Source organism: Glycomyces luteolus (assembly GCF_027622875.1).
GTDB lineage: Bacteria > Actinomycetota > Actinomycetes > Mycobacteriales > Micromonosporaceae > Glycomyces > Glycomyces luteolus.
The window spans coordinates 151,469-176,890 of sequence record NZ_JAPZVP010000003.1; the positions used below are offsets into that span (position 1 = coordinate 151,469).

The following is a 25,422-nucleotide window of genomic DNA, read 5'->3' on the forward strand; positions in this document are numbered from 1 at the left end:
GGTCAGACGCCGAGGTAGGCGGCGCGGACCACGTCGTCGGCGAGGGTCTCGCTGCCCGAGCCGGTGATGGTGACGCGGCCCTGCTGCATCACGAAGGCGGTGTCGGCCTGGGCAAGGACGCCCGCGTTCTGCTCGACCATGAGGACCGTGACGCCGCGCTGGTTGATGAGCTTCACCGCCGCGAAGACCTGCTCGGTGAGCTTGGGCGACAAGCCGAGTGAGGCCTCGTCGATGAGGAGCAGGCGCGGCGAGCTCATCATGCCGCGGCCGATGGCGAGCATCTGCTGCTCGCCGCCGGAGAGGGTCCCGGCAGTCTGGTCGGCGCGCTCTTCGAGGCGCGGGAAGATCTGGTAGACCTCCTGCAGGTTGCGGCGCACCCGGCGGGCGTCCCGACGGATCGTCCACGCGCCGAGGCGCAGGTTCTGCTTCACGGTGAGCGCTGGGAACACAAGACGCCCTTCGGGAACCAGGACGATGCCGGCCCGGACGCGGGCGCCCGGCGAGCCGGTGAGCGGCTTGCCGTCGTACCGGATCTCACCGCCGGTGGCGGGGAGGAGCCCGGCGAGGGTCATGAGGGTGGTGCTCTTCCCGGCCCCGTTGAGTCCCAACAGGACGGCGTTGGAGCCCTCCTCGACGTTGAGGCTCACGCCGTGGAGGACGGGCACGGAGCCGTACCCGGCGCGCAGGTTCTCGACCTCAAGCAGTGCCATGGGGGGCTCCTTCGGGCTGCAGCGGCCACTCGGGCGGTTCGGTGGGCTCCGCCGTACCGCCGAGGTAGGCGGCGATGACCTCGGGGTGGCGTTGGATCGCGGCGGGCTCGCCCTCGGTGAGGAGTTCGCCGAAGTTGAGCACGTAGACGTAGTCGCAGACCTCGGCGACGAGCGGCACGTGGTGCTCGATCATGAGGATGGTGAGCTTCAGGCGGTCACGGAGTTCCCGGAGCGTGTCGGCGAGGCCGAGGGCCTCCTCCGGGCTGAGGCCCGAGGCGGGCTCGTCGAGGAGGAGCATCTTCGGGTCGGAGGCGAGGGCCATCGCCATGTCGCAGGTCTTGCGGACGCCGTAGGGCAGTTCGCCGGTGCGCTCGTCGGCGACGGCCTCGAGTCCGAAGTACTCGATGATCTCGGCGGCGTCCCGGCGGAGTTCGCGCTCGCGGTGCCAGGTGCCGGCGAGGCCGAGCATCCCGGCGAGCGCCGAGTACCCGGCCCGCTGGTGCTGGGCGAGCATGACGTTCTCGGTGACGGTGAGCGCGTCGATCACGCCGAGGTTCTGCCACGTGCGGGCCATGCCGAGGCGCGCCCGGCGGTGGGTCGGCAGGTGCGAGACGTCCCGCCCGTCGAAGAAGACCCGGCCGCCCTGGGGCTGGTAGATCCCGGTGAGGCAGTTGAAGCACGAGGTCTTGCCCGCGCCGTTGGGTCCGATGAGGCCGACGATCTGGCCTTCGCGGACTGAGAGCGAGAGGTCGTTCAGGACCTGGAGGCCGCCGAAGCGGAGCATCAGGCCCTCGACCTTGAGGAGTTGGCGGCGCTTCATTGCTTCCTCTTTCCGGCAAGCCAGTCCGTCGCCGGGCGGAGCAGCTGGCCGAAGCCGCCCGGGAAGAACCGCAGGACGACCAGGAGCATCACGACCACGATGAACGGCGGTAGTACGTGATATACCGCTTCGTTGAGGAACGGCGGCTGCCACGGCAGGCTCGAGAGGAAGTTCGGGAGCGTCAAGGGCAGCAGCGCGAAGAACGCGGAGGCGAGGATGACCCCGAGCCGGGAGCGGAGGCCGCCGACCACGGTCATCAGCACCCACACGAGCGCGACCTGGAACTCGAAGTCCATGGCCTGCACGATCTGGTTCCAGTGGGCGAACAGGCCGCCCGCGAGCCCCGCGATCAGCCCGGAGAGGCTGAACGCGGCGAGCTTGTACCCGGTCACGTTGACGCCCAGCGTGGAGGCGATGCGCTCGTTGTTCCGCACGGCCGCGAGTGCCCGCCCGGTCTTGGTCGAGACGATCCGCCAGTCGAGGTACAGCACGAGTCCGAGCACGCCGAGGCACAGCAGCGCGAACGCGTGGTCCGAGGCGAGGACCGCGGGCCGGGGCGCGAAGGCGCCCGCTCCCCCGCCGGTGAACTCGCGCCAGTTGAAGATCGTGGTCTCTGCGGTGAGCCCGAACGCGAGCGTCACCAGAGCGAGGTAGAGGCCGGTGACGCGCAGCGCCACCAGGCCGATGACGACGGCCGTGAACGCCCCCGCGACACCGGCTGCGGCGAGCCCGAAGCCGAGCGGCGCGCCGAGGCGCGAGGCCATGAACGCGGCCGCGAACGCGCCGATCCCCACGAACGCCTGGTGGCCCAGGGAGATCTGCCCGGCGTGGCCGGTGAGCGTGTTGATCGAGAGGCCGATGACGGCGTAGATCGCGGCGCGGCTGATCCGCTGCGCCCACACGTCGCCGCCCAGGAGCAGCGGCAGCGCGGCGAGCACGAGCAGGGCGAGGACGACGGTGACGCGGAGGGCGAGGCCGAAGCGGCGCTGGACTTTCACCCGGGTCAGGACCATGGTCGCAGTAGCCATTTACGCCTCCTTCCCTAGCAGCCCTTGGGGTCTGATGAGGAGCACCAGCATCAGCAGGGCGAAGACGCCCAGTTCGGCCGCTCCCGGGACTTTCAACTGCTGCCCCAGGTAGTAGATGCCGAGGTTTTGGACGACGCCGATCGCGAGTCCGCCGATGAACGCGCCGGGCAGGCTCGTCATGCCGCCCAGCACGGCCGCCGCGAAGGCGGGCACGAGCATCGTGAGGGTCATGAACCCGGGCGTGAAGATCCCGACCGGCGCGTACAGCAGCCCGGCGATGCCGCCGAGCAGCGCCGCCATGCCCCACACGAGCCGGGAGACGGCCACCGGGCTGATGCCCACGACCTGCGCGGCACGGGTGTCCTGTGAGGACGCCAGGACCGCGAGTCCCATGTCCGTCTTGAAGAACCACGCCATCGCTGCCGCGAGGACCGCGAGCACCGCCATCAGGATCAGCTGCTGCGGCAGGATCCCGGCGCCGAGGATGTTGACGCCGCCGCCCGAGATCAGCGGCGGCATGACCCTCGGGATCGGCTGCCCCAGCAGGACGATGATCGCGATCGTGAAGAGCGCGACGCCCACGAGTGCCACCAGCATGATCGTCCGCGAGGAGGACTCCAGCGGCCGGACGATGACGCGTTCGACGATGAGGCCCATGGCGACCGCCGCGGCGAGGCCGCCGACGACGCCGACCCAGTAGGGCAGGCCCGCGCCGACGACGATCGCGAAGGCAGTGAACGCGGCGACCCCGCCGAATTCGCCCTGGGCGAAGTTGAAGACGCGTTTGGCCTTGTAGACCAGGACGATGCCGACGGCCAGGAGGCCGTAGACCGCGCCTTGGAAGAGGCCCAGTGCGAGGAAGGCGCCCACGTCAGAACCCGTTCACGAACGCGAAGTCGGTCTCGTAGTGCCCGCCGCCGTCGCAGACGTTGCGGAGCACGCTCACCTGCGTGGCGCCGAACGGGCCGTCGGAGTAGTTCAGATCGGGGAAGACCCCGGTCGAGAACTTCTGCCCCGCAACGGCATCCATGAACGCGCCCCGGTCGAGCGCCTCACCCGCCTGCTCCAGCATTTGATGGAGCACTTTGGACTGGCCCCACATCATCCAGGTGACGTCGTCGGCTTCGATCCCGGCCGCGTCGACCGCCGCGAGGAAGTCCGGGTCGTACTCGCCCGCGTCGGCGAACGCCGGCGTCGGGTTGAAGAACCGCGCGCCCTCGGTCGAACCCGCGGCGCTGCAGCCGGTGCTGGCGACCTGGTCGATGCCCATGCTCACGCCGACGCCCACGAACTGCGGGCGGCAGCCGGAGGCGGCGGCCATCTCCAGGTAGAAGGTGGGGCTGGTGAGCACGAAGACCACGTCGTAGTTCTTCACCGTGCCGGTGCAGAGGTTCCCGGCGGCGGAGGAGCCGCGCTCGTTCTTGTCGGGGCGGAAGACGTCCACGCCGTCGAAGGAGCCGGTGAAGCCCTCGACCGCGTCGTCGAAGTTCGGCGTGTTGGTGACGACGGCGGCCACTTTGGACGCGTCGGTGACGCCGAGCTCGTTCTTGATGTAGTCCGCGAGCATCGGGGTCTGCTGCTTGTACGTCATGGAGGCCGCGAAATAGGTGTCGAGCGAGCCCATGCCGGTCTCGGTGACCCCTGTGGACAGATACGGGACGTCCTCGCTCGCGGCGTACTGGGCGCACGCCTGGATCTGGTCGGTGCCGCCCGCGCCGATGAGCGCGAACGCCTGCTGCTCCTCGGCCATGGTCTGGCAGACCTGGCGGGCGGTGGAGGGCCGGTACTGGTCGTCGGCGAACACCGTCTCGACGGTGCGGCCGTGGATCTCGACCGGCTTGCCGCCGTTCCCGTACTGCCAGTAGAGGTCCTTGCCCGTGGCGAAGGACTCCTGCTTGAGCGGGGCCGCGCCGGTCAGGGGCGCGTGGATGCCGATGGTGATGGTGTCGGCGGTGACGCCGGTGGTGTCGCCGTTCCCGGCGTTCCCGTTGTCGTTGCCGCCGCCTCCCCCGCCGCCACCGCCGCCGGAGGCGTCGTCGCCCCCGCCGCCGGTGGATTCGGTGCCGTCGCCGCCCGTGGCGCCGTCGTCGGCGCTGGCGCCTTCGGAGCCGCCGAGGCCCTCGTTCTCGCCGCCTTGGGCGACGAAGTCGTCATGCACGCCTTCGAACTGGCCGCACGCGGGCAGTACCAGCAGCGCGCCCGCCAAGAGCGCGAAGATCGTCCGGCGCCGTTTGGGAAGAGCGAGCCTCATGAGCGGCCCCCGCGTCCCGTGAGCTTCTGCCACAGGCCGGCCGGGACCGGCAGGGCCCAGCCGCGCTTGTCGAGGTTGTGGGCGCGGATGCGGTCGATCGCGCCGCCGCCGCCCGCAGCCGCACTCGAAGCGCCCAACACGGAGTGCAGGAGGTAGGCGCCGACGATCCCGGCCGGGATCAGCGTCCACACGTACCAGGGCGCCTTGGGTTCGAGGGGTTCGTACGCGGCAGGCGCCAGCTCCTCGGCCGAGGCGGACTCCTCGGGTGCGGGCTCGTCCGTACCGCCTCCGGTGCCCCCGCCGCCGCCGCCCGAACCGCCGCCGCTCCCGCCTGAGCCGCCGCCGATCACGTCGCCGCCCGGGTCGCTCGCGCCGTCCTCGGGCGCCTCGCCGGGCGTGTACGAGAACGTCGCGGCGAGCCGGTACGCGGTGGCGTCGTACTCGTTCACGGGGGTCTGGGTGTCGTCGCGAAGCGGCAGTTTGAGGTTCACCTGCCAGGTGTCGACCGGGGTGGCCTCGTCCATGACGGGCATGAACATGACCCCGTAGTTCGCGAACGGGTCCTGTCCCCAGTCCTTGGCGAGCTCAGTGAGGTCGAACGTCCACGTGGGCAGCGGGACTTCGACGACCGGGACCTCCTCGCCGCCGCCCTCGACCGCTTCCTGCGCGGCGGCCAGCAGCGCCTCGGCGTCGGCGACCTCCTGCGGGTCGGGCTCGGCGCGCTCGCCGACGACGCAGCCGTCGCCGACGGGCGGCTGGACGTCCCACATCTCGGCCTCGCCCGTCGTCCAGGCCTCGGTGATCGGGCAGGCCTGGACGAGCTTGCCGGTGGGGTTGAAGGTGGGCGAGTCGCCCGCGTCGTCGCCCTCGGCGACGGTGAGCTTGAAGTCGGTGATCTCGGAGCCCTCGGTGACGCCGCGTTCGGCGAGGTTGAAGGAGAGGGCGGCGACCTTCGTGTTCTCGCCGAGCTCGACGGCGACGGGCATCGTCGTCGCCGACTGCGGATTGGGCCATTCGACCTGCTGCGAGATCGAACCGAGCTCGAGGGTCTCGTCGATCTGACGGCTCCAGTACCAGGAGACGCCGTCCACGCCGTAGTCGAAACTCAGCTCCTCTCCTCCGGACTCCTCCTGCGCGGCGGCCGGGGCGGGCCAGGCGAGCACAGTGAGAACCATTGCGGCACTGGCATAAATCGGCATCGAACCCTTGGAACGGTGTCGGGGGATCATATGGGGCACTCCCGAGACGGTGTCTTGCAGACCTCGGCCTGCGTCATGTCATTGATGGGTTTAGATACACACCATAGGTCAAAGTGACGATCGTCTCTACCCGTGAGTAGCAAAAATTTCGGGAGCAGCCAGGGCAAAGCGCTCCCATTCCGGCAACGCGAAAAGGGGCCCACCGCAGCTGCGGTGGGCCCCTTTGAAAACCGTGCTGAGGATCTACTCCTCGGTCTTCTCCTCTTCGGCTTCCTCGGCCTCGGCCTCGGCGGCCTTGCGGCCCGGGAAGAGGTCTTCCTCGGTCAGCTCGGTGCCGGAGGCGTCGGAGATCGAGGCCTCCTTGACGACCTCTTCGAGGGCGAGCTGCTGACGCAGCGAAGCGGCGATCTGCTGGAGGCCGCCGTTCGTGCGCAGCTCGTCGACGAACTTCTGGAACTGGTCCTGCGGGACGCCGCGCTGCTGGGCCTGGCGCACGACCTCGGCGGTCATGAGCTCGCCGGAGACCTCGAGCTCGCGGTCGCGGGCGATCTTGCCGAGGATGATCGACTGGCGGAGGCGGGCCTCCGAGTCGGCGATCATGTCGGCCTTGAACTCGTCCTCGGTCTTGCCCATGAGCTTCAGGTACTCGTCGAACTGCGCGAGCGCCTCGGCGGTCTCGCCGTCGTGGCCGCCCTTCATGTGCATGAGCTCGTGCTCGACGTCCTCGGAGACGACCTTCTCCGGCAGCGGCAGCTCGACGGCCTCGACGAGGGCCTCGAGGGTCTTCTGGCGGGCCTCGTTGGCCTTGCCGGTGCGGGCCTGGTTCTCCAGGCGCTCGCGGGTCGAGTCGCGCAGCTCGGCGAGAGTGTCGAACTGGCTGGCCATCTCGGCGAAGTCGTCGTCCAGCTCGGGGAGCTCGCGCTCCTTGACCTGGGTGACCTTGACCTCGACGTCGGCGGTCTCGCCCTCCTGCTCACCCGCGAGGGTGGACTGGATGGTCTTCTCGTCGCCCGCGGACATGCCGATGAGGGCCTCGTCCAGGCCGTCGAGCAGGTTGCCCGAGCCGACCTCGTGGCTCATGCCGGTGACGGAGCCGCCCTCGACCTCTTCGCCGTTCTGGGTGGCGCGCAGGTCGATGACGACGAAGTCGCCCTCGGCCGCGGCGCGCTCGACGGTCTTCAGCGACGAGAAGCGCAGACGCTGGGACTCGAGGTCCTTGTCGACGTCCTCTTCGCTGACGCCCTCGGCCTCGACCGTGACCTTCAGCGACGCGAAGTCGGGGAGCTCGAACGCGGGGGTCACGTCGGTCTCGACCACGAACTCGAACGGCTTGCCCTCCTCGATCGGCTTGACCTCGGTCAGCTCGGGGCGGCCGAGCGCGTTCACGTCGTTCTCGGTGACGGCCTTGTTGAGGTTCGCCTGCACGGCCGGGTCCATCGCCTGCGCGTAGACCGACTCGCGGCCGATGCGCTGGTCGATGACCTGGCGGGGCGCCTTGCCGGGACGGAACCCGGGGACGCGGACCTGCTGCCCGACCGTCTTGTACGCCTCGTTGATGAACGGCGCCAGCTCCTCGAACGGCACCTCGACCGACAGCCGCACCCTGGTCGGGCTCAGGGTCTCGACAGTGCTCTTCACAGACGTACTCCTAGATCATTTCGCTCAATTGCCTTGCGACATTGACTTGCGTCGGGGCGAGGGGTTGCCATGGCCGCATCGGTCCGCCGGCAGCGCAGCATCGACCCCCGCTCCGATCGAGTCTAGGCCGCCGCACCGTCGCGGCCCCGGCGGGTGTGGTCGATATCGCCGCTCGTCACCTGTTGAGGGGATCGCGGCCGGGCCGACCGGTCAGCGCCGAGATCGCCTAGACTACGCCCTGCAATCGTTCTCAGGACGAGTCGGACGGCCCGGCATCCGGCTCGATCGAACGACACCCCCGCCCCGAACAGGAGTGAACGCCGTGGTTTCACCCGCAATCCTCGTCTTCACCAAGACGACCGGCTTCCGGCACGACTCGATCCCGGCCGGCGTCGCGGCGGTCGAGCGCATCGCGGCCGACCTGGGCTACGAGACCGAGCACACCGAGGACGCGGGCGTGCACAACCCGCTCGACCTCGCCCGCTTCGCGGCCACCGTCTGGCTCTCCCCCTCCGGCGACATCCTGGACGAGCTCGAGCGCGCCGCCCTGGCCGACTTCGTGACCGGCGGCGGCGGCTGGTGCGGCGTCCACGCCGCCTCCACCGCCGAGCGCTCCTGGCCGTTCTTCCGCGAGCTCGTGGGCGCCCGCTTCATCGGCCACCCGCCGGGGTGCACCCCCGGCGAGATCGACGTCGTCGACCAGGGCCACCCGTCCACCGAGCACCTGCCGAAGCGCTGGTCCTGGACCGACGAGTGGTACAGCTTCGACGAGCGGCCGACGGGCTGGGAGATCCTCCTCGAAGCCGACGAGGACACGTACGACACCGCCGACCTCGCCATGGGGAACCCGCACCCGATCGCGTGGCACCGCCGCCTGGAGCAGGGCCGCTGCTTCTATACGGCCCTCGGCCACGCCGCCGAGGCGTACGAGGACGAGGTCTTCCTGGCGCACGTCGAGGGCGGCCTCCGCAGCGTCCTCCCACCCGCCTGAGCCCCGGCTCGTATGCTGTCCTTCCGACACCCGGGAGGCAGCTCATGGGCACCGCGCGCGTCATCGTCACCGACATCGGCTCGGTCCTGTTCGACTTCGACCCCGGCCACCGCCTCGACCTCCTCGCCGAACGGACCGGGCACCGGCGCGGCAGACTCGACCGCGACCTGTTCGCGTCGGGTTTCGAGACCCGATGCGAGGCGGGCGAGTTCACGGCGGAGGAGATCCGCGCCGAGGTGGCCGAGCGCATCGGCTTCGACGGCGGACTGGAGGAGCTGAGCGAGCTGTGGACCTCGGCGTTCACGCTGAACCACGATGTTCTGGAGCGGCTGGTCGCGACCGGTCTGCCGCTGGCGATCTTCTCGAACAACGGCCCGCTCTTCGCCGACTTCTTCGACGTCCGCTATCCCGAGGCGGCCCGCTGGTTCCGCCACCGCTACTTCGCCTGCCGCCTCAAGTCCCGCAAACCCGACGACGCCGCCTTCGCGGCTGTCGAACGCGACCTGAAAGCGGCCCTCGACGCGGACCCGGGCGACCTGCTCTTCATCGACGACAACCGCGAGAACACGGCCAAAGGCGCCGCCCGCGGCTGGCAGGTCCACACCTACGCGAACCCGGACGCGCTGGAAGCGGCCATCGCAGCGGGAACCTGACACCATGCGCTACACTCGTCTGCGTCCGCTTCTGGCGGACCGCGCGGGTGTAGCTCAATGGTAGAGTCTCAGTCTTCCAAACTGATTGCGCGGGTTCGATTCCCGTCACCCGCTCCAGTTGCGGGAGCCCCGGCCGATCGGCCGGGGCTTTCGGCGTCTTCGGCCCCATCACGGCGTGGCCGGTGCCCGCCGCTCCGAGCGCGGATGCAGGCGTCCCGAGGCCTTCGCAAGCGTTGTGCATCGAAGTTCACCAATGTGTCCTGTTGGGACCCTCACGGTTGTTCACTCGTATCCGGCATGAGTGGTCGCACCGTTGACGCCGGCCCGCGCTCTCGAGCCGCGCCCTCCTCACCATCGATGATGGACTGTCGCTCTGGTCAGACGGGGGCTGGAGGCTGACCTGGGTGCGGCCGGGCGGCCAGCGCATCACCAGCTCCTGGAACGCCGCCGTCACGAGCTCGGGGGCGAACGTCGCGGCCGAGGACGTCGGCCGGAACGGCTCGATCGCGGCCGGGCGGACGGCGACCGCGTGGGGGCTTCGTGGCCAGCGGCCCGAGTACGGTACCGGTGGTGACCTGCACGCCTGCATAGATCAAGGGCCGGGGCGCCGTCGCGCCCCGGCCCGAACGCGTCACAGGGCGCTCCCGCGAGGCGGACGATCATCGCGGCCGCTTGATACGTTCCCGAAGTGTCCCAGCCCGTACCTTCCGTCCGCCTGAGGCGGCTGGCCCTGCCGATCTACGGGCCCACGATCCTCATCTCGGTGGGCATGGGCGCGGTGATGCCGCTCATCGCGCTTTCCGCGCTCGACCTCGGCGCCAGCGTCACGCAGGCCGCGATCATCGTGGGGCTCATCGGGTTCGGTCAGCTCATGGGCGACCTCCCGGCGGGGGCGCTCGCGCAGCGGTTCGGTGAGAAGCGGGTGCTGCTGGCGGCGTGCGTGGTCGAGGCGGCCGCGCTGATCACGGCGTCGCGCACCGGTTCGCTTCTGGTGCTCTCGGCGGCGGTGTTCGTGATCGGCATGTCGTCGGCCGTGTTCGGGCTGGCCCGGCACGCGTACCTGTCGGTGGCCGTCGCGGCCGGGTTCCGCGCCCGCGCGATGTCGACCCTCGGCGGGACGTTCCGCATCGGCGGGTTCATCGGCCCGTTCGTGGGCGCGTTCCTCATCGAGCAGTACTCGTTCGGCGCGGCCTACGCGTTCGCCGCCGCGACGAGCCTCGCGGGCGGCCTCCTCAGCCTTGCCCTGCCGGATCTGCCCGTCTCGCGGACGGCAGTCGTACCGGAGCAGCGCGGTATGTGGTCGGTGCTGGCGGAGCACCGCAAGGTGCTCGCGACGCTCGGCATCGGGGTGCTGCTCATCATGATCGCGCGCGCCTCGCGGCAGGCGATCATCCCGCTGTGGGCCGAGCACCAGGGCCTCGACGCGACGGCCACGAGCGTCATCTTCGGTATCGCGGCGGGCGTGGACATGCTGCTGTTCTATCCGGGCGGCGCGATCATGGACCGCTTCGGGCGCATGTGGGTCGCGCTTCCCGCGATGATCGTGATGGGCGCCGGGTTCCTGCTGCTCCCCCTGTCCGGGACGGCGGTCGCGATCGGCCTCGTGGCGTGCTTCATGGGCCTGGGCAACGGGATCTCCTCCGGCATCGTCCTCACTCTCGGCGCGGACGTCGCGCCGGACGAGGGCCGCCGCCAGTTCCTCGGCGGGTGGCGCCTGTGCGGCGACCTGGGCGGCGTCGCCGGTCCGGGACTGATCAGCCTCGTGTCGCTGGTGTTCCCGCTCGGTGCGGCGGCGATCGCCCTCGGCCTCATCACGTGGTTCGGCGCGGCCTGGCTCGCCAAGTGGGTGCCCGTGTACGACCCGGCCCGCCGGGAGCGGGAGCAGGCCGCGGTCTAGCCCGGCGAAACCCGGTGGCCCGCGTCCGGTCTCCGCGGTCATACTCGTGCGGCGATCTGCCGTGCGGGGTTTTCGCGTGTCCGAATGGAAGCGGGTCCGCTCCCGGGTCTCGGAGTCGAAAGTCCACAAGGTCGCGTTGCCGTCCGGTGCGCTCCCGACACCCGACCGGGGTGCCCTCGAACGCTGGTCCCACCGTGATTTCCGGGACCGCCTGGCGTGGAAGGTCGCGGCCGACACCCTCTTCATCGTCGGCAGCCGCCCCGCCTTCGACTTCGAGGGATGGAGGCTCCGGGAGCTCGCCGAGGGGCGCCCGGCCCTGCTGGCCCGGAAACCAGGAGCCCACGCCTGCGCCGAAATCGGGCCCGGCTCCTACTGGCGGCCGACGACTTACGCTGAGCTCCACGTCGAATGCTGCAACCGGCATTGGTGAAAGGGATCGGCGACGGCGTCAGGGCAGCACCTTTTGCCCTCAGCCGAAGCGCTGCTCGGTCCAGGCGGCGATCCCGGCTTCAGTGAGGATCACGTCCCAGGCGGCTTCGGCGGCGCCGAGGATCGGGGCGTCGGGGCCGAGGGCCGAGGGTACGACGCGCGGCGGGTCGTCGCGGCGGAAGCCCATGAGGCCCGCGCCGAACGCGGCCTCGAAGGGTTCGGCGGCGGCGCGGCGCAGCTCAGGGGCGAGACCGCCGAGGCAGACGATCTCCGGGTCGAGGATGTTCACCAGACCGGCGGTGCCGCGGCCCAGCACCGTGGAGCATTCCTCTACGGCCGCACGGGCACCGGGATCGACGAGCGCTTCGATGAGGTACGCGCGCGGGTCCTCCGGCTCGTCCTCGCCGCGCAGCCGCGCCACGGCGCGGCCGTCGACGGCCACGTCCCAGCAGCCGTACGCGCCGCACGGGCACGGCACGGCCGGATCGCCCAGGGGCGCATGGCCGAACTCGCCGCCCGCGCCGGTCGCGCCGGTGACGGCGTGGCCCTCGTCGACGAAGATCCCGCCGATCCCGACCTCGATCGTCAGGTACAGGACGCTCCTGCCCGGGTGGGAGCGGCGGGCCTCGGCGAGACCGGCCAAGGTGGCGTCGTTGCCGAGGGCTTGGGGCACACCGGGAAGCAGCGGCTCGATTTCGAGATCGCGCCATCCGAGCACACTGGACTGCACGATCGCGTTGCGACGCACCGTGCCCGTAGCGGAGATCGAGACGGCGCGCACGCGGCCGTCGTAGCGGCCCGCGAGTTCGCCCACGGCGGCGCGGATGTCGGCGAAGACCCGTTCGGGTCGTTTGGAGGCGTGGCGGCCGGATGTCGTGTCGACAAGGTTCCCTTCGAGATCCGCGATGGCGACCACCCAGTCGGCGAAGCGGACGTCGACGACGGCGGCGAGGGGCCCGTCGGGGTGCGCGTGGAGGGTGGTGGTGGGGCGGCCGCGGCCGGTGGGCGGGGCGGGTGCCTCGGCGATGAGATCGAGCGCGCGGAGGCGGGCGGAGATCTCGGTGGCCGTGCCGCTGCCGACGTGCAGCTCCCGGGCGGCCTCGGCGCGGGTGACGCCGGGCCGGGAGCGCACGAGTTTGAGCAGGTCGAGCGCGCCGCTCCAGCGGGCGGCCTCGGCGCGGCCGACCCTGGCGGGCTCGGCGCTCGAGTCGTCGCCGGGAGCAGGGGTTCTGGCTTGCACTCGGGGACCTCCACCAATTATCCTCGCGTTACGAGTTTATTTCTACCCCGGAGGGCTTCATGCGAAGCTACAGCACCCCTGAGGCCGTCCTGCTCGACATGGACGGCACACTGGTCGATTCGGACGGCGCCGTCGAACGCGCATGGGCGGCATGGGCCGTCGAATACGGCGTCGACCCGGCGCTCGCCCTGGCGAACGCGCACGGCAGCCCCGCTTCGGTCACCGCCGCCCGCTTGCGGCCCGACCTCGACGCGGCGCAGGTGCGCACGGCCGCCGCACGGCAGCTCGAGCTGCAGTACGACGACCTGGCCGACGTCGTCCCCACCGAAGGCGCCGAACGACTGCTCGCCGCACTCGACCGGGTCGCACTCCCCTGGGCCGTCGTCACCAGTGCCGACGACCGGCTCGCGAAGGCCCGGCTGGCCGCCGCTGGCATCCGGCCGCCGCTGCTGTTCACGTTCGAGGACGTCGAGCGCGGCAAACCCGACCCGGAGGGATACCTGCTGGCCGCCAAGGCGCTCGGCGTCGACCCGGCCGCGTGCCTCGTCGTCGAGGACTCCGAACCGGGTCTGGCCGCGGGCCGGGCGGCGGGCGCGATGACCGCGTCCCTGCGCGGGCTCGCCGCCGACGTGCGGCTGCGGGACCTCGGGCACCTCGCGGAGCTGCTGGTGTCCGATGGCCGTTGACGTCCAGACCCGGGAGGAGCGGGCGGCCAGCCGCGACCTCAGTCGCGTGGTCGCGTTCGCGCAGATCGGGCTCGGCCTGCTCGTGTGCTCCTACGGGCCGTACCTGGCCGGGATCTCGGCCGAGCTCGACCGGTCCCGCGGCGAACTCGTCTGGCTCACCATGACCTTCGGCGCGGGCCTGGTGCTCGCGGCCGCGACCGGCCCGGCCGTGCTCCGCGCGGGCGCGGGCCTGGTCATGCGCCTGGCGTGCGCGGTCATCGCGGTCGGCGCGTGCGTCATGGCGGCCACCCCGCAGCTCGCACTCGCCGGGACGGGCTCGGTGCTGGTCGGTCTCGGTTGCGCCGCAATCGCCTTGGCGACGCCGTCGCTGCTGCGAGGACCGGGGGCGGCGAAGCGGATCGCGGTCATGGTCGGGCTCTCCAGCGCCGCCGGCGTGTGCGCGCCGCTGGCGTTCGGCGCGCTGGAATCGGTGGACGTGCCGGGCCGCTGGGCGCTGCTCAGCGCGGTCCCCGTGCTGCTCGCGGCCGTCGCGCACCGGACGGTCCACGGCCCGCCGGACGACACGGCGGCGGGCGGCGGGATGCCCGTCGGACCGGCTTCGCTCGCGTGGACGCGGATCGTCCTCTGTGTGGGGATCGAGTTCTGCTTCTCGATCTGGAGCGTCGCCCGGCTGGTCGACACCGGGGTTACGCTCGGCACCGCCTCGGCGCTCGGCGCGGGCTTCGGGATCGGGATGGCCGTCGGCCGCCTGGTCGGGCCGCGGTTCGTGGACCGGCCGTGGGCGGTGCACGCCGCGCTGGCGACGATCGCGGTCGGCACCCTGGTGGTCTACCTGGGGCAGGATCCGGTCACGGTCACCGCCGGGATCGCGGTCGCGAGCCTGGGCATCGCGCCGCTGTACCCGATCATGCTGGGGCGCCTGGTCGGTATCCCGGGCCTGAGCGGGCGCCACTCGGCGTCGATCGGGTCGCTCGCGTCGGGGACGGCTATCCTGTCGGCCCCGGCGGCACTGGGCTGGCTGGACGGGCAGATCGGGTTGCGCGAGGCGTTCCTGCTGCCGATCCCGCTGCTGGTGGTCCTGCTGGTCCTGTCAAGGCGGGCATAGCGAAAGCGGCCCCGGACCGTGAAGGTCCAGGGCCGCTTCCCGCGGTCTACCGCTCTTCCTCCCGCTTCTTGGCGGCGGAGAGCGAACCGGCGTGCGCCTTCTCCTCAGGGCTGAGGCGGGTCTTGATGAGGCTGGCCACGGTGACCACGATCAGGACGCCGATGACCACGATGAGGCTCACTGGCGTCGAGACCTCGGGGATCGAGGTGTTGATGTCGACGTGGGCCCAGTGCAGGATCAGCTTCGCGCCGATGAACAGCAGGATGATCGCCAGGCCGGCCGAGAGGTAGACGAGGCGGTCGAGCAGGCCCTTGACGAGGAAGAACAGGGCGCGCAGGCCCAGCAGCGCGAAGGCGTTCGCGGTGAAGACGACATACGCCTCCTGCGTGACGCCGAAGACCGCCGGGATGGAGTCGAGCGCGAAGAGCAGGTCCACGCTGCCGATCGCGATGAGGACGATGAACAGCGGGGTGAAGAGCCGCTTGCCGTCCGCTTTGGTGATGAGCTTGCCGTTGACGTAGTCGGGGGTGATGGGCAGGAAGCGCCGGGCGCCGCGCACCATCACGTTCGACTCCACATCGGGGTCCTCGTTGCGGTGGCGGAAGAGCTGGACCGCCGTGTAGACCAGCAGCAGCCCGAAGACCAGGAACATGAACGAGAACGAGTTGATGAGGGCCGCGCCGAGCGCGATGAAGATGGCCCGCATGATGAGCGCGAGGACGATGCCGAAGGTGAGCACCTTGTGCTGGTGGTGGTCGGGCACCGCGAAGGTGCTCATGATGATCACGAACACGAACAGGTTGTCGACCGAGAGGCTCTTCTCGATGATGTAACCCGCGAAGTACTCCGTACCCGCCGCGTTCCCGTACACCCCACCGAACCAGATGCCGAAGGCGATCGCGATCGCGATGTAGAAGACCGACCAGGCCGTGGCCTCTTTGAACCCGACGTGGTGGGGGCGCAGTGCCGCGAGGATCAGGTCCACCGCCAGCAGGACGACGATGAGGCCGATGGTTCCGGCCCAAGTGAGTGGGCTGATTTCGAGCAACGCTTCCTCCGTCAGATTGCCATCATCACGACTGCAGGGTTGACATCATCCCTCAGTGCCCGCATCCTAACGGCCGCTTGCCCCGTTTGTCACGACCACCCTGGCGTCCGTGACCTCGACCAAAGCACGATCGGCGTCACACTGCAGCCGATCCGGCGTTCGGGAGTCGGGTTCGCGGCGTCCGGCGCCTGCCGGGACGTAACGAGGCGGGCGCCGAAGCGAAGCCTTCGAGGGCCGCGACCTGGGTCGGGGTGAGTTTGAAGGAGGGGTTGGCGGCGCGGGGGTAGATCTCGGCGGCGTGCCAGAGTTCGGAGCGGACGCTGGTGGCGACGCCGATGCGGCGCATGTAGGTGCGCAGCGACTGGGTGAGCTCGAAGGCGTCGAAGACGTAGACGTGGTCGATCCCCCAGGGCCGGTGTGCTCCCGGCCTGGCGGCGGCGCGCGGTCCGGTCATGACCAGGTAGTACTCGAGCTCGTCGGAGTCGGTGAGGTCGAGCAGGCCCTCGACCCGGGTGTAGTGCTTGATGTTGACCGTGCGCCCGGCGAGCGGGCCGCTGCGGAACCAGCCGTCCACTGCGTGGCTCGCGGAGGGTTCAAGCTCGATGTCGAAGATCTCGGCGGCGATCCAGTCCGAGAGGTGCCCGTGCACGAGCGGGCGGCCGACGATGTCGGCGATCCGGGCCTCGATCTCGTTCCGCGCTTGGAGCAGCATGGCGATCGACTTGAGTCCGTCTTCGTCCATCGTCGCTCCTCGGCTAGGCCCCCGCTCCTCATCGTACCGATCCGCAAGCCGCGGACGGAGAACGCCGTCTTCGACTAGGGCGTTGGGAGTCCGGTGGTGAGGAGGCGGCCGATCGACTGGAGGCGGTCGGCCATGGTCTCGGGGTCGAGGGGGTCCTCGCCGGAGTTCAGCCACGCGCTCATCAGGGCCGCGCCGCCGCCGGCGACGAACACGGCCAGGTCGTCGGCGACGCGCGGCGGGATCTGCGTCTCGCCGAAGCGGGCGAGGAGCGCTTCGCGCCGCAGCGGCGCGAGCAGGCCGCACACCACCTGGTTGAGCGCGAACGCGCTCGCGGTGGCGAACATCGCGCGGTAGAAGCCCTGGTGGGCGGCGAAGTGGCGGGCGATCGCGAGGGCGCGGTCGCGGCCGACGGCCTCACCGGGAGCGTCCTCCCACGGTTCGGTGAGCTCACGGCGGGCCAGATCGAGCGCCGCCTCCAGGAGCAGGTTGTCCCGGTCCCCGTAGTGCAGGTAGACGAGCTGGCGGCTCACTCCGGCGGCATCGGCGATGTCGGATACCGGGACGTTCGCGGTGCCGCGCGCGCTGACCAGCGCCGTCGCGGCGCCCAGGAGGGCGGCGCGGGTTCGTCGCACCCGGCGGTCTTTGGCGGGTGGCGGAGTCGGGAGGCTCACCCGACGAGGTTAGACACGTGTCGATGCTTCGACAAGTCGTTCGACGGATCAATCGTTAACTGAAACTGATCGCGTCGACGTAGGTCCAGTCGCCGCCGATGTGCTCGAATGCGCTGTTCTCGGTCTGGGAGCCGGGGCCTTCGGCGTCGGTGTAGTGGGCGCGGAAGCGGACGGTGCCCTGGGTGTGGAGCGGGGAGCCGCCGGTGGCCTCGAGGATCTCGAGGCCGGTGAAGCGGCGGTCGTCGGCCGCGAGGTCGAGCCGTTCAGGGCGGGTCGACGGGTGCCAGGTGCGCAGCAGGTAGGCGGCGTCGCCGAGGGCGAAGGCGCTGTAGCGGGAGCGCATGAGGGCTTCGGCGGTGGCGGCCTTCGCGGTCCCGGCGTGCAGCGGCCCGCAGCAGGCGGTGTACGCGGCGCCCGAGCCGCACGGGCACGGGCGGGGCTGGCGGTTGCGTCTGGGCATTCCAGGATTGTGCCGGAGCGCCGCACCGGCCCGGGGGCCGGTGCGGCGTGCCGTCAGCAGTTCTCGAGGTAGGGCGTGACGACCTCGGCGTACGCGGCCTGACCGGCGGCGTTCGCGTGGAACGATTCGATCGTGCCGGTGTAGCCGAGGATCCACGGGTCCGCGGAGCAGATCTCGTGGCCCGCGAAGGCGTCGCGGGGGTCGGCGAAGTCGAAGCCGTGGTCGGCCGCGACCGAGGCGGTGGTCTCGGCGAGGAGATCGGCCGTCTCGTTCAGCAGCGCCTGCTCGTCCGGCGTGATCGCCAGGGTCGCGGAGCAGCTGGTCCCGTTGAAGAGCCGCGGGTTGCCCACGATCGTGACGTCGGCGAACGGCGAGCGGTCTTCGACCTGCGTGTAGAGGTCTGCAAGCTCGGCCGGGAGCGAATCGGTGATGACGGCCTGCGCGTTCGCGACCGCGCCCTGGCACAGGGCCGTGTCGGTCCCGGCGCACGCGCCGAGCACCGAGGAGAACCCGGCGTCGTTGCCGCCCACGCCGATCGACACCTCGCGGGTGCGCCAGGTGAGGTTGCCGAGCTGCTCGGCGACGACGTCTTCGACGCGCGCGCCGGAGCAGGCGTCGAACGAGAGCCGCGCGCCGGTCGCCTCGGCGGCGAGCTGCGGGTAGGCGTTGGCGGAGCGGTAGCAGTCGGTGCCGTCGTCGGCGTAGTCGCCCGCGCCCACACCGGACACATAGGAGTCGCCGAGGGCGACGTACCGGGGCGACCAGGTGTAACCGGCGGAGGCCGGGGCGGCGAACGAGGCGGCCGTGATGCCGGCGACCGCCGCGGCCGCGAGGGTGCGGGCGATCATGCCGCGCTTGCTGGAGTTTCGGGTCATGGGTCTCCTTCTCGTTGCGGGACGGGCCCGGGAGGCCCGGCCCCTGAGGGTCCCGGCATTGTATGCGCGCCAGTCCAAAGTGCTTCGGAACTGGCGGTGAACGAAACCGGCCCCACGGGAAGACTCCTGTGGGGCCGGTTTCGGTTGCTTCTAATAGTCGAGCAGCGGGAGGACGACGTCGGTGTACGCGTCCTGTCCGGCGGCGGTCGGGTGGAAGGACTCGAGGGTCCCGGTGTAGCCGAGGATCCACGGGTCGGCCGAGCAGACGCCGTGGCCCTCGAAGGCGGCGCGGGGGTCGGCGAAGTCGAAGCCGTGGTCGGCCGCGACCGAGGCGGTGGTCTCGGCGAGCAGGTCGGCGGCGTCGTTCAGCAGCGCCTGCTCTTCGGGGGTGATCGCGAGGGCGCCGGAGCAGGCGGTCTCGTTGAACAGGCGCGGGTTGCCGACGACGACGATGTCGGCACTGGCGGCCTTGGTCTCGACCCGGGTGTAGAGGTCGTCGAGTTCGGCCGGGAGGGAGTCGGTGATGACGGTGCGCGCGTTGGTGATCGCGGTCTTGCACAGGGCGGTGTCGGTGCCCGCGCATGCGGTCAGCACGGAGGAGAACCCGGCGTCGTTGCCGCCCACGCCGATCGTGACGTGCTCGGTGTTGACCGGGTAGAGGTGGTTCAGCTGGTTGGCGACGACGTCCTCGATGCGCGCGCCGGAGCAGGCCTCGAACCAGAGGCGTTCGCCGAGTTCGACGTTGGCCTGCTGCGCGTAGGCATTGGCGGAGCGGTAGCAGTCGGTGCCGTCGTCGGCGTAGTCGCCCGCGCCGACGCCCGAGGCGAACGAGTCGCCGAGCGCGACGTACTGCTGGATGGTGATGTCGGCCGAGGCGGAGCCGGCGAGGCCGGCGACGCCGAAGCCTGCCGCCGCCGCTACGGCGGCCACGCGGGTGAGGACGCGGCGCGACTTGCCTTCCTTGAAGGACACAGGGTCTCCTTGTTGTCGACGGACCGGCGGAAGGTCCCGGGTGGGGTCCCCCGCCGGAGGACCGCGTCATTATAGGCAGGGAAATCCATTGTGCCGCAATAAGAACGGTCCGTGACGCTGCGTCACTCCTGAGTGGTCTAGGGGCGCTCCGCACCGCTCGGACGGAAAACAGTTTCAGAATGTTTCGGCAAGAGATTTGGAAACTGTTTCTGATGGCGGCTAGAATGGCCGCACACGCATCGAAGGAGCACAGCAGATGGGCAATCGCTCGCGGGCGACGCTGACCGAGGTGGCCGAACGAGCGGGCGTCTCCAAGGCCACGGCGTCCAAGGTACTCAACGGCCGCCCGGGCGTGGCCGAGGAGACCCGCAGGGCCGTGCGCGAGGCCATCGCCGAACTCGAGTACGTGCCCACCACGGGACCGCGTGAATCGCCTGCGCCGCAGACGATCCACGTCGTGTTCGACACGCTCCTGAACATGTACGCCGTGTACGTCCTCGACGGGATCATCAGCGGCGGACGAGAGCTCGGCGTCGAGGTCGTCACCAGCTCGCTGGAGGCCGAGACCCCGGGCGACAACGAGCCGATCGGCGCCGACCGGATCAAGGAGATCGCCGCGCAGGGGGCGGCGGGCCTGGTCCTGGTGACCGCGCAGCTCACGACCGCCGAAATGGACACGTGCGAGCAGTTGGGCCTGCCGCTGGTCGTGATCGACCCGGCGAACCCGCTCGACGAGCGGGTGACGAGCCTCGGGGCCACGAACTGGGCCGGGGGCGTCCAGGCCACACGGCACCTGCTCGACTTGGGGCACACCAGGATCGGCTTCGCCGGCGGGCCGCCCGGGTCGCTGCCCGCGCGCGAACGCCTGCACGGCTACCGGGAAGCGCTCGAATCAGCGGGGATCGAAGTGGACCCGGCGCTCACGGGCGCGGGCAAGTTCTACGCCGAGACCGGTGCGGCCCTGACGAATCAGATGCTCGACCTGGACGACCCGCCGACCGCGATCTTCGCCGCGAGCGACAGCATCGCCGTCGGCGTCATCCGGACCGCCCGCCAACGCGGGCTCGAGGTCCCCGGCGATCTCAGCGTGGTCGGCTTCGACGACACGTACAACGCGATGTGGGTCGAGCCGCCGCTCACGACGGTGAAGCAGCCGCTGCGGCAGATGGGCCGCGTGGCCGCCCGCACCGTGCTCGACCTCGCGGCGGGCAAAGTCCCGGACTCGCACCACGTGCAGCTCGCGACGAGCCTCGTAGTGCGCGAATCGACCGCGCCGCCGCGCTGACCAGGTTACGAGTCCGGTTCCTCCAGGGCCCGCTCGTAGGCGAGCAGGGTGTCGACGAAGCGTCGGCGCTCCTCGTTCGTCAAGGGCGCCAGAGCTTTTCGCCAGGCGGCGGCGCTCCCGGCGAGCCAGTCCTCGATCTCGGGCCGCATCTCCCCGGTGACGCTGACGATGCGGCGGCGGCGGTCGGCCTCGTCCTCGCGGCGCTCGAGGACGCCTTTGCGGCTGAGCTCGGCGACCATGAGGCTCACGGTGGTGGGGGCGACCTCCAGGCGCAGGGCCAGGTCATTGACGGCGGCGGGGCCGTCGAAGAGCAGGAGCGCGAGCAGTGAGAGGTGGCGCGGGCTCAGTTCGAGGGAGCGGACCCGCTCGGGCACGGGCAGTCGCTTGGCCCGGCCGACCATGCGCGGCATGAGCAGCAGGAGCTCGCGGATCGCGTCATCGGTGTTCCCAGGACTTGACACGAGCACGCCTCCAGATTACCTTTGTTCTCAAATAATGTTTGCTTGCAAAGCAAATAGGTTCCAGGTTCATGCTACCCGAGGGCGCGGCACGCGCCCCTCGTTCGCATGCCCGCGAAACACCCACCACCAGGAGCGACGCCATGACCGAACCCGACGGCACCATCCTCGACGGCACCATTCTCGTGACCGGAGCCCGCGGCAACATCGGCTCACGCCTCACCGCCCACCTCGCCAGGACCGGGCACCGGGTGCGGGCCACCGCCCGCGACACCGCCGGACTCGACGTCCCCTCAGGCGTGGAGACCGCCGCGCTCGACCTCACCGACGCCGACCCTGCCGTCCTCAAAGGCGTGCGCACCGCGTTCCTCTATCCGACGTTCGGCGACATCACCGGGTTCCTCACGGCCGCAACCGAAGCCGAAGTGGAGCATGTGGTCCTGCTCTCCTCCCCCGCCGCCTACGACCCGGTCGAGCACGCCGGGCCCATCGGCGCAGCGCACCAGGCGATCGAGGCCGCCGTCCGCGACTCCGGCCTCGGCCACACCGTGCTCTACCCCTCCTGGCTCGCCACCAACCCCGACCGCGACTGGGCCGAGCAGATCCGCGCGGGCAGGGTGGCGATCGCCCACCCCGAGTGGCGGATCAACCCGATCCACCTCGACGACATCGCCGAGGTCGCCGCCGACCTCCTGGTGCGCGAACAGTTCCGGGGCTGCAGCCTCATCCTCACCGGCCCCGAATCGCTCAGCCAGCGCGAGGTGATCGCTCAGATCGCCGACGCGCTCGGCAAGCCGATCGAGGTGGAGGAGCTGACGCACGAGCAGGCGCTGGCGGCCCGGCCCGCTTGGTTCCCGGAGGCGATGTTCGCGTCGCTCTTGGAGGTGGCCGCGAACCTCGGTGAGCGTCCAGCGACCGTGAACAACAACGTGGAACGTGTGACCGGACACCCAGCGCGATCGTTCGCGGAGTGGCTGCGGGACAACGAGCCCGGGATCTAACCCGCGATCCGGTGCCGTTCGAACCTCGCCGCTGTCCTCAGACTCAGCCAGGCCGAGTGAAGCCGGCCTCCAGGGTGTGGAGTGTGACGGTGCCGCCGCCGAGCATCTCGGCCTTCTGGTGGAGCCGCTCCACGACGGCCGGGCTCGGTCGGCCGAAGACGTCGATGGACCGGAGGCGTATCAGTGCGCCGAACGCTCTGAACTTCGGTCCTCCGAGCGACAGGTGCAGTTCCATGGACGCCGAATCGGGATGGACGGCGAGCACGGTCATCATGGACTCGGACTCGTCGATGCAGCAGCGGTACGCGGTCAGCTGCGGCTCGCGTTCCTCGACGAACGCGGCCAGGTCTCGCATGCCGCTGCGGACCTCGGCGAGCTTCCCTTCGCGGATGTCGGATCGGTCGACGTAATAGATCGGATCGGTCATGTCGCTGACGCTAGCAGCGGAAACGAGTGCAATCCGGTGAAGCGCCAGTCGGGGGAAGCCGGCCGGGGCGGCTCGCATGGTTCCCGGAGGCGATGTTCGATTCGCCGCTGGAGGCGGCGGCGAACCTCGGAGAGATCCCAGCGACAGTGAGCAGCAATGTTGAGAGAGTGACCGGCCACCCCCGCGAGAACCTTCGCGGAGTGGCTGCGGGGCAACGGTTAGCCGGTGGCCGACTCGTCCTGTTCGGCGAGTTCCAGGGGGTAGGCCGCTGCGAGTCGCGCCCAAGTGCTTCTGGAGACGGACCACCGGTAGAGCTTGAGCTGCTCGTATTCGCCGTCGGCGCGGAGGACGAAGAGGCGCCGCTCGCGGACGACGAAGCGTTCGCCGTGGCCGATGGGGCGCACGAGCTGCATGCCCCCGTTGTTCAGGAACTGCCAGAAGCCGCGCTCGTCGATCTTGGAGTGAGGGATCGCGAGGCAGACCAGGGCGATGAGGGCGACGATGCCGCCGATGATCGCGGTGGCGGCGGCCAGCTCGACGAAGTCCATGTCGTCACCGGGATCGAAGAGGGTGAAGACGAACCCGGCGGCCGCGGCGATGCCGGCGGCGATCGGGACCGATGCGAACGAGAATCGGAGTTTCATGGGGGTGTTCCTCGGATGCGCTGTCAAGGGGTACAGCCGAAGATACCGGCAGGAGCGGGCCCGCGGGGCCTGCTCCGACCGGATGCTCGCCGCTCAGGGGCGTTTGAGCAGCATGCCGAGTACGACGGCGACCAGTGGTATGGCACATAGCACTGTGAAGACCCCTTCGGGGCCATGGTGTTCGGCGACGAGGCCGAACGCCGGGGCGAAGAGGCCGCCGACGCTCATGGCCAGGCCGAGCGTGACGCCTGCCGCGGTGCCGGGGCGGGTCGGCAGGTAGTCCTGCGCGAGTTTGACGAGGACGACGAACGGGAGGTTGATCGCGATGCCGACGGCGAGGGCGACCGCGAGGGCCGCGTACTCGTCGGGGACGAACCGCAGCAGCACGAGCAGCGGGATGATGGCGACGCCGCCGATGCGGGTGACGGTGATCGCGCCGAGGCGGTCGGCCAGGCGTCCACCGAGGAGGGTGCCGACGACGCTGCCGAACATGAAGCCCGCCAGGGCGATCCCTGCGACGGCGTGGCTGGCGCCGAGGTGGCGAATCCAGTACAGCTCGATGAAGGTGATGGTCCCGACCCACAGGATCGAGCGGACCACTTCGATCGCGGTGAGGACGGCGAACGGGCCCCAGCGGTCGGTGCCGGTGCGGGCCTTCGCGGGTCCGGCGGCGGTGCGGGTGTGCTTGCGGAGCATGACGAAAGCGGTGAGGACGGCGGGCGGGATGAACAGGGCCGTCGCGCCGACGCCCATCGCGATGAGCGCGGGCGTGGCGAGCACGGGGGCGAGGAAGAAGCCGACGGAGCCGCCCGCGGCGAAGATGCTCATGCCCGCCGCGCTGTCGCCCGCCGATTCGCGCGCGCCCTTGCCCGCCGCCGGGTGGAACATCGCGACGCCCAGTCCCGAGAGGAACAGGAGCGCGAGCACCAGCGGGTACGGTCCGGCGAGGCCCGCGAGGCCGAGGCCGAGGCCGGCGAGGGACACCCCGGCGGGCGCGAACCAGTCGAGGCGGCGGCGGTCGACGAGGAGGCCGAAGAACGGCTGCGGGATCGACGCGCCGAGTGCGGCGGCGAGTGTGAGGCCGGTGGCGGCGACGTAGCCGTAGCCGCGGTCCAGCACGAAGTAGGGCACGACGGCGGGGACGAGTCCCTGGTAGAGGTCGTCGACGGCGTGGGCGGTGCCCCACAGCCACATGCGCCGAAGCGGCGATGGGGCGGTGTCCCGGGTCTCGGGCAGGGCAGCGGTCTGGGTCATGCTTGGTACTCCTTGTCCTTCTGGCCCAAGGATTCCGACTCGCCGCGGCCTCCGGCTAACGGTATTCTGCCGAGTCATGTCGATTGACGGCCACATTGACGGGCACAGCATTCCGAGCTCGCCGATCCGAATGCTCACGCACCTGGAGCGGATCGACCGGCACCGCCACGACGGCCACCAGTTGATCTACCCTCGGCGCGGGGTCCTGCGGGTGTTCACGGCCTCGGGCGTGTGGGTCGTGCCGCCTTCGCAGGGCGTGTGGATCCCGGCCGGGACCGACCACGCCCACCGCGCGTGCGGGGCGACCGAGATGCGCGCGATCCTCTTCGCGACCGACGGGCCGGGACCGTTCATCGAGCGTCCGACGGTCCTGGCGTTCACACCGCTGCTGCGCGAGGCGGTCACCTGCCTGACCGACGACGCCGCGCTCGAAGCCGGCACCAGAGGGCACCTCGAGCGGGTCGTCCTCGATCTCCTGCGGAGTGTGGAAGCGCCGCAGCGGTTCCTGCCCGCGCTGCCCGATCCGCGGCTGCGCGAGGTGGTGGCGCTCCTCGAGGACGATCCGGGCGACCGGCGGACCCTCGCCCAGCTCGGCACCGCGATCGGCGCGTCCGAGCGGACGCTGAGCCGGCTGTTCCGCGAGCACGCGGGGATGACGTTCGCGCAGTGGCGCGGGCAGTTCCGGCTGCACCATGCGCTCGTGCTGCTCGCGGAGGGGCACCAAGTCACGCGGATCGCGGGCGCGTGCGGGTACGCGAGCCCGAGCGCGTTCATCGGCGCGTTTCGGGAGGCGTTCGGCTTCACCCCGGGCGAGTACCTGCGGCGCGAGCCGGACCTCCGCCTCTAAGGCCGCACGGGTTGCGGTGCGCCCATTGCCTTGAAGGCGCTCTCCAGCTATCCTAGGACCATTATATCGATTCAATTCGATATTTCAATAT

General features: G+C 70.5%; 28 protein-coding genes and 1 tRNA gene. 11 read left to right on the plus strand and 18 right to left on the minus strand.

Annotation, left to right across the window (positions count from 1 at the left end; all coding sequences use genetic code 11):
• Positions 1-2: 2 nt before the first annotated feature.
• The 7 genes from O1R50_RS04585 to tig all read right to left on the minus strand — a co-directional run bounded on the left by O1R50_RS04585 (position 3) and on the right by tig (position 7,646).
• Positions 3-710: an ABC transporter ATP-binding protein gene (locus O1R50_RS04585; protein ID WP_270108701.1), complete on the minus strand. Its 708-nt coding sequence runs from the start codon at positions 708-710 to the stop codon at positions 3-5.
• Entirely contained in the window at positions 697-1,530 is an 834-nt protein-coding gene (locus O1R50_RS04590) for an ABC transporter ATP-binding protein (protein WP_270108703.1), read from the minus strand. The genes O1R50_RS04585 and O1R50_RS04590 overlap by 14 nt, the downstream gene beginning before the upstream one ends.
• Complete coding sequence (locus tag O1R50_RS04595; protein ID WP_270108704.1) at positions 1,527-2,558, minus strand: branched-chain amino acid ABC transporter permease; 1,032 nt, start codon at positions 2,556-2,558, stop codon at positions 1,527-1,529. Before O1R50_RS04595 ends, O1R50_RS04590 begins: the two co-directional genes overlap by 4 nt.
• Positions 2,559-3,428: a branched-chain amino acid ABC transporter permease gene (locus O1R50_RS04600; protein ID WP_270108705.1), complete on the minus strand. Its 870-nt coding sequence runs from the start codon at positions 3,426-3,428 to the stop codon at positions 2,559-2,561. It lies immediately after the preceding gene.
• 1 nt (position 3,429) lies between these two features.
• The gene (locus O1R50_RS04605; RefSeq protein ID WP_270108706.1) at positions 3,430-4,809 is read right to left on the minus strand and encodes an ABC transporter substrate-binding protein; all 1,380 of its coding nucleotides are present in this window, start codon (positions 4,807-4,809) and stop codon (positions 3,430-3,432) included.
• Complete coding sequence (locus O1R50_RS04610; protein ID WP_270108707.1) at positions 4,806-5,984, minus strand: hypothetical protein; 1,179 nt, start codon at positions 5,982-5,984, stop codon at positions 4,806-4,808. The genes O1R50_RS04605 and O1R50_RS04610 overlap by 4 nt, the downstream gene beginning before the upstream one ends.
• 267 nt (positions 5,985-6,251) lie before the next feature.
• Complete coding sequence (tig, locus tag O1R50_RS04615) at positions 6,252-7,646, minus strand: trigger factor (RefSeq protein WP_270108708.1); 1,395 nt, start codon at positions 7,644-7,646, stop codon at positions 6,252-6,254.
• Positions 7,647-7,968: 322 nt separating this feature from the next.
• Between tig and O1R50_RS04620 the strand changes: the two genes are divergently transcribed.
• The 6 genes from O1R50_RS04620 to O1R50_RS04640 all read left to right on the plus strand — a co-directional run bounded on the left by O1R50_RS04620 (position 7,969) and on the right by O1R50_RS04640 (position 11,617).
• Entirely contained in the window at positions 7,969-8,637 is a 669-nt protein-coding gene (locus O1R50_RS04620) for a ThuA domain-containing protein (RefSeq protein ID WP_270108709.1), read from the plus strand.
• A 44-nt stretch (positions 8,638-8,681) separates the two neighbouring features.
• Positions 8,682-9,290: an HAD family hydrolase gene (locus O1R50_RS04625; protein ID WP_270108710.1), complete on the plus strand. Its 609-nt coding sequence runs from the start codon at positions 8,682-8,684 to the stop codon at positions 9,288-9,290.
• A gap of 43 nt (positions 9,291-9,333) precedes the next feature.
• Positions 9,334-9,407, plus strand: a tRNA-Gly gene (locus O1R50_RS04630).
• A gap of 278 nt (positions 9,408-9,685) precedes the next feature.
• The gene (locus O1R50_RS26270) at positions 9,686-10,009 is read left to right on the plus strand and encodes a cellulose binding domain-containing protein (protein WP_408612607.1); all 324 of its coding nucleotides are present in this window, start codon (positions 9,686-9,688) and stop codon (positions 10,007-10,009) included.
• Positions 9,979-11,187, plus strand: a complete 1,209-nt coding sequence (locus tag O1R50_RS04635) for an MFS transporter (RefSeq protein WP_270108711.1) — start codon at positions 9,979-9,981, stop codon at positions 11,185-11,187. The genes O1R50_RS26270 and O1R50_RS04635 overlap by 31 nt, the downstream gene beginning before the upstream one ends.
• A 76-nt stretch (positions 11,188-11,263) precedes the next feature.
• Positions 11,264-11,617 (plus strand): hypothetical protein, encoded by a 354-nt coding sequence (locus O1R50_RS04640; RefSeq protein WP_270108712.1) that lies wholly within the window; start codon positions 11,264-11,266, stop codon positions 11,615-11,617.
• Positions 11,618-11,656: 39 nt separating this feature from the next.
• Here the strand turns inward: O1R50_RS04640 and O1R50_RS04645 are convergent, their stop codons facing one another.
• Positions 11,657-12,856 (minus strand): ROK family protein, encoded by a 1,200-nt coding sequence (locus O1R50_RS04645; protein ID WP_270108713.1) that lies wholly within the window; start codon positions 12,854-12,856, stop codon positions 11,657-11,659.
• Positions 12,857-12,915: 59 nt separating this feature from the next.
• Between O1R50_RS04645 and O1R50_RS04650 the strand changes: the two genes are divergently transcribed.
• A complete protein-coding gene (locus O1R50_RS04650; protein WP_270108714.1) occupies positions 12,916-13,542 on the plus strand; it encodes an HAD-IA family hydrolase in 627 nt (208 codons plus the stop codon).
• Positions 13,532-14,647, plus strand: coding sequence for an MFS transporter (locus O1R50_RS04655; RefSeq protein WP_270108715.1), 1,116 nt, complete (start codon positions 13,532-13,534; stop codon positions 14,645-14,647). Before O1R50_RS04650 ends, O1R50_RS04655 begins: the two co-directional genes overlap by 11 nt.
• A 46-nt stretch (positions 14,648-14,693) precedes the next feature.
• On the opposite strand, the gene O1R50_RS04660 is transcribed toward O1R50_RS04655, so the two are convergent.
• From O1R50_RS04660 to O1R50_RS04685, 6 genes are all read right to left on the minus strand, one after another.
• Positions 14,694-15,695 (minus strand): TerC family protein, encoded by a 1,002-nt coding sequence (locus O1R50_RS04660; protein WP_270108716.1) that lies wholly within the window; start codon positions 15,693-15,695, stop codon positions 14,694-14,696.
• 136 nt (positions 15,696-15,831) lie between these two features.
• Entirely contained in the window at positions 15,832-16,437 is a 606-nt protein-coding gene (locus tag O1R50_RS04665; RefSeq protein WP_270108717.1) for a hypothetical protein, read from the minus strand.
• A gap of 74 nt (positions 16,438-16,511) precedes the next feature.
• The gene (locus tag O1R50_RS04670) at positions 16,512-17,069 is read right to left on the minus strand and encodes a TetR/AcrR family transcriptional regulator (protein WP_270108719.1); all 558 of its coding nucleotides are present in this window, start codon (positions 17,067-17,069) and stop codon (positions 16,512-16,514) included.
• A gap of 94 nt (positions 17,070-17,163) precedes the next feature.
• Positions 17,164-17,568: a YchJ family protein gene (locus tag O1R50_RS04675; RefSeq protein WP_270108721.1), complete on the minus strand. Its 405-nt coding sequence runs from the start codon at positions 17,566-17,568 to the stop codon at positions 17,164-17,166.
• Positions 17,569-17,621: 53 nt separating this feature from the next.
• Entirely contained in the window at positions 17,622-18,443 is an 822-nt protein-coding gene (locus tag O1R50_RS04680) for an SGNH/GDSL hydrolase family protein (RefSeq protein ID WP_270108722.1), read from the minus strand.
• A 150-nt stretch (positions 18,444-18,593) separates the two neighbouring features.
• Positions 18,594-19,415 carry an SGNH/GDSL hydrolase family protein gene (locus O1R50_RS04685; RefSeq protein ID WP_270108723.1) on the minus strand — a complete coding sequence of 274 codons (822 nt, stop codon included), beginning with the start codon at positions 19,413-19,415 and terminating at the stop codon, positions 18,594-18,596.
• A gap of 256 nt (positions 19,416-19,671) precedes the next feature.
• Between O1R50_RS04685 and O1R50_RS04690 the strand changes: the two genes are divergently transcribed.
• A complete protein-coding gene (locus tag O1R50_RS04690) occupies positions 19,672-20,700 on the plus strand; it encodes a LacI family DNA-binding transcriptional regulator (RefSeq protein ID WP_270108724.1) in 1,029 nt (342 codons plus the stop codon).
• Positions 20,701-20,705: 5 nt separating this feature from the next.
• Here the strand turns inward: O1R50_RS04690 and O1R50_RS04695 are convergent, their stop codons facing one another.
• The gene (locus tag O1R50_RS04695) at positions 20,706-21,110 is read right to left on the minus strand and encodes a MarR family transcriptional regulator (RefSeq protein ID WP_408612608.1); all 405 of its coding nucleotides are present in this window, start codon (positions 21,108-21,110) and stop codon (positions 20,706-20,708) included.
• A 191-nt stretch (positions 21,111-21,301) separates the two neighbouring features.
• Between O1R50_RS04695 and O1R50_RS04700 the strand changes: the two genes are divergently transcribed.
• On the plus strand, positions 21,302-22,159 hold the full coding sequence (locus O1R50_RS04700; RefSeq protein WP_270108726.1) for an NAD(P)H-binding protein: 858 nt from the start codon (positions 21,302-21,304) through the stop codon (positions 22,157-22,159).
• A gap of 43 nt (positions 22,160-22,202) precedes the next feature.
• Here the strand turns inward: O1R50_RS04700 and O1R50_RS04705 are convergent, their stop codons facing one another.
• The 3 genes from O1R50_RS04705 to O1R50_RS04715 all read right to left on the minus strand — a co-directional run bounded on the left by O1R50_RS04705 (position 22,203) and on the right by O1R50_RS04715 (position 24,484).
• Positions 22,203-22,586 carry a hypothetical protein gene (locus O1R50_RS04705; RefSeq protein WP_270108727.1) on the minus strand — a complete coding sequence of 128 codons (384 nt, stop codon included), beginning with the start codon at positions 22,584-22,586 and terminating at the stop codon, positions 22,203-22,205.
• A gap of 218 nt (positions 22,587-22,804) precedes the next feature.
• Entirely contained in the window at positions 22,805-23,230 is a 426-nt protein-coding gene (locus tag O1R50_RS04710) for a hypothetical protein (protein WP_270108729.1), read from the minus strand.
• Positions 23,231-23,323: 93 nt separating this feature from the next.
• Complete coding sequence (locus tag O1R50_RS04715; RefSeq protein WP_270108731.1) at positions 23,324-24,484, minus strand: MFS transporter; 1,161 nt, start codon at positions 24,482-24,484, stop codon at positions 23,324-23,326.
• Positions 24,485-24,560: 76 nt separating this feature from the next.
• On the opposite strand from O1R50_RS04715, the gene O1R50_RS04720 reads away from it, so the two are divergent.
• Complete coding sequence (locus O1R50_RS04720) at positions 24,561-25,331, plus strand: AraC family transcriptional regulator (RefSeq protein ID WP_270108732.1); 771 nt, start codon at positions 24,561-24,563, stop codon at positions 25,329-25,331.
• Positions 25,332-25,422: the final 91 nt, after the last annotated feature.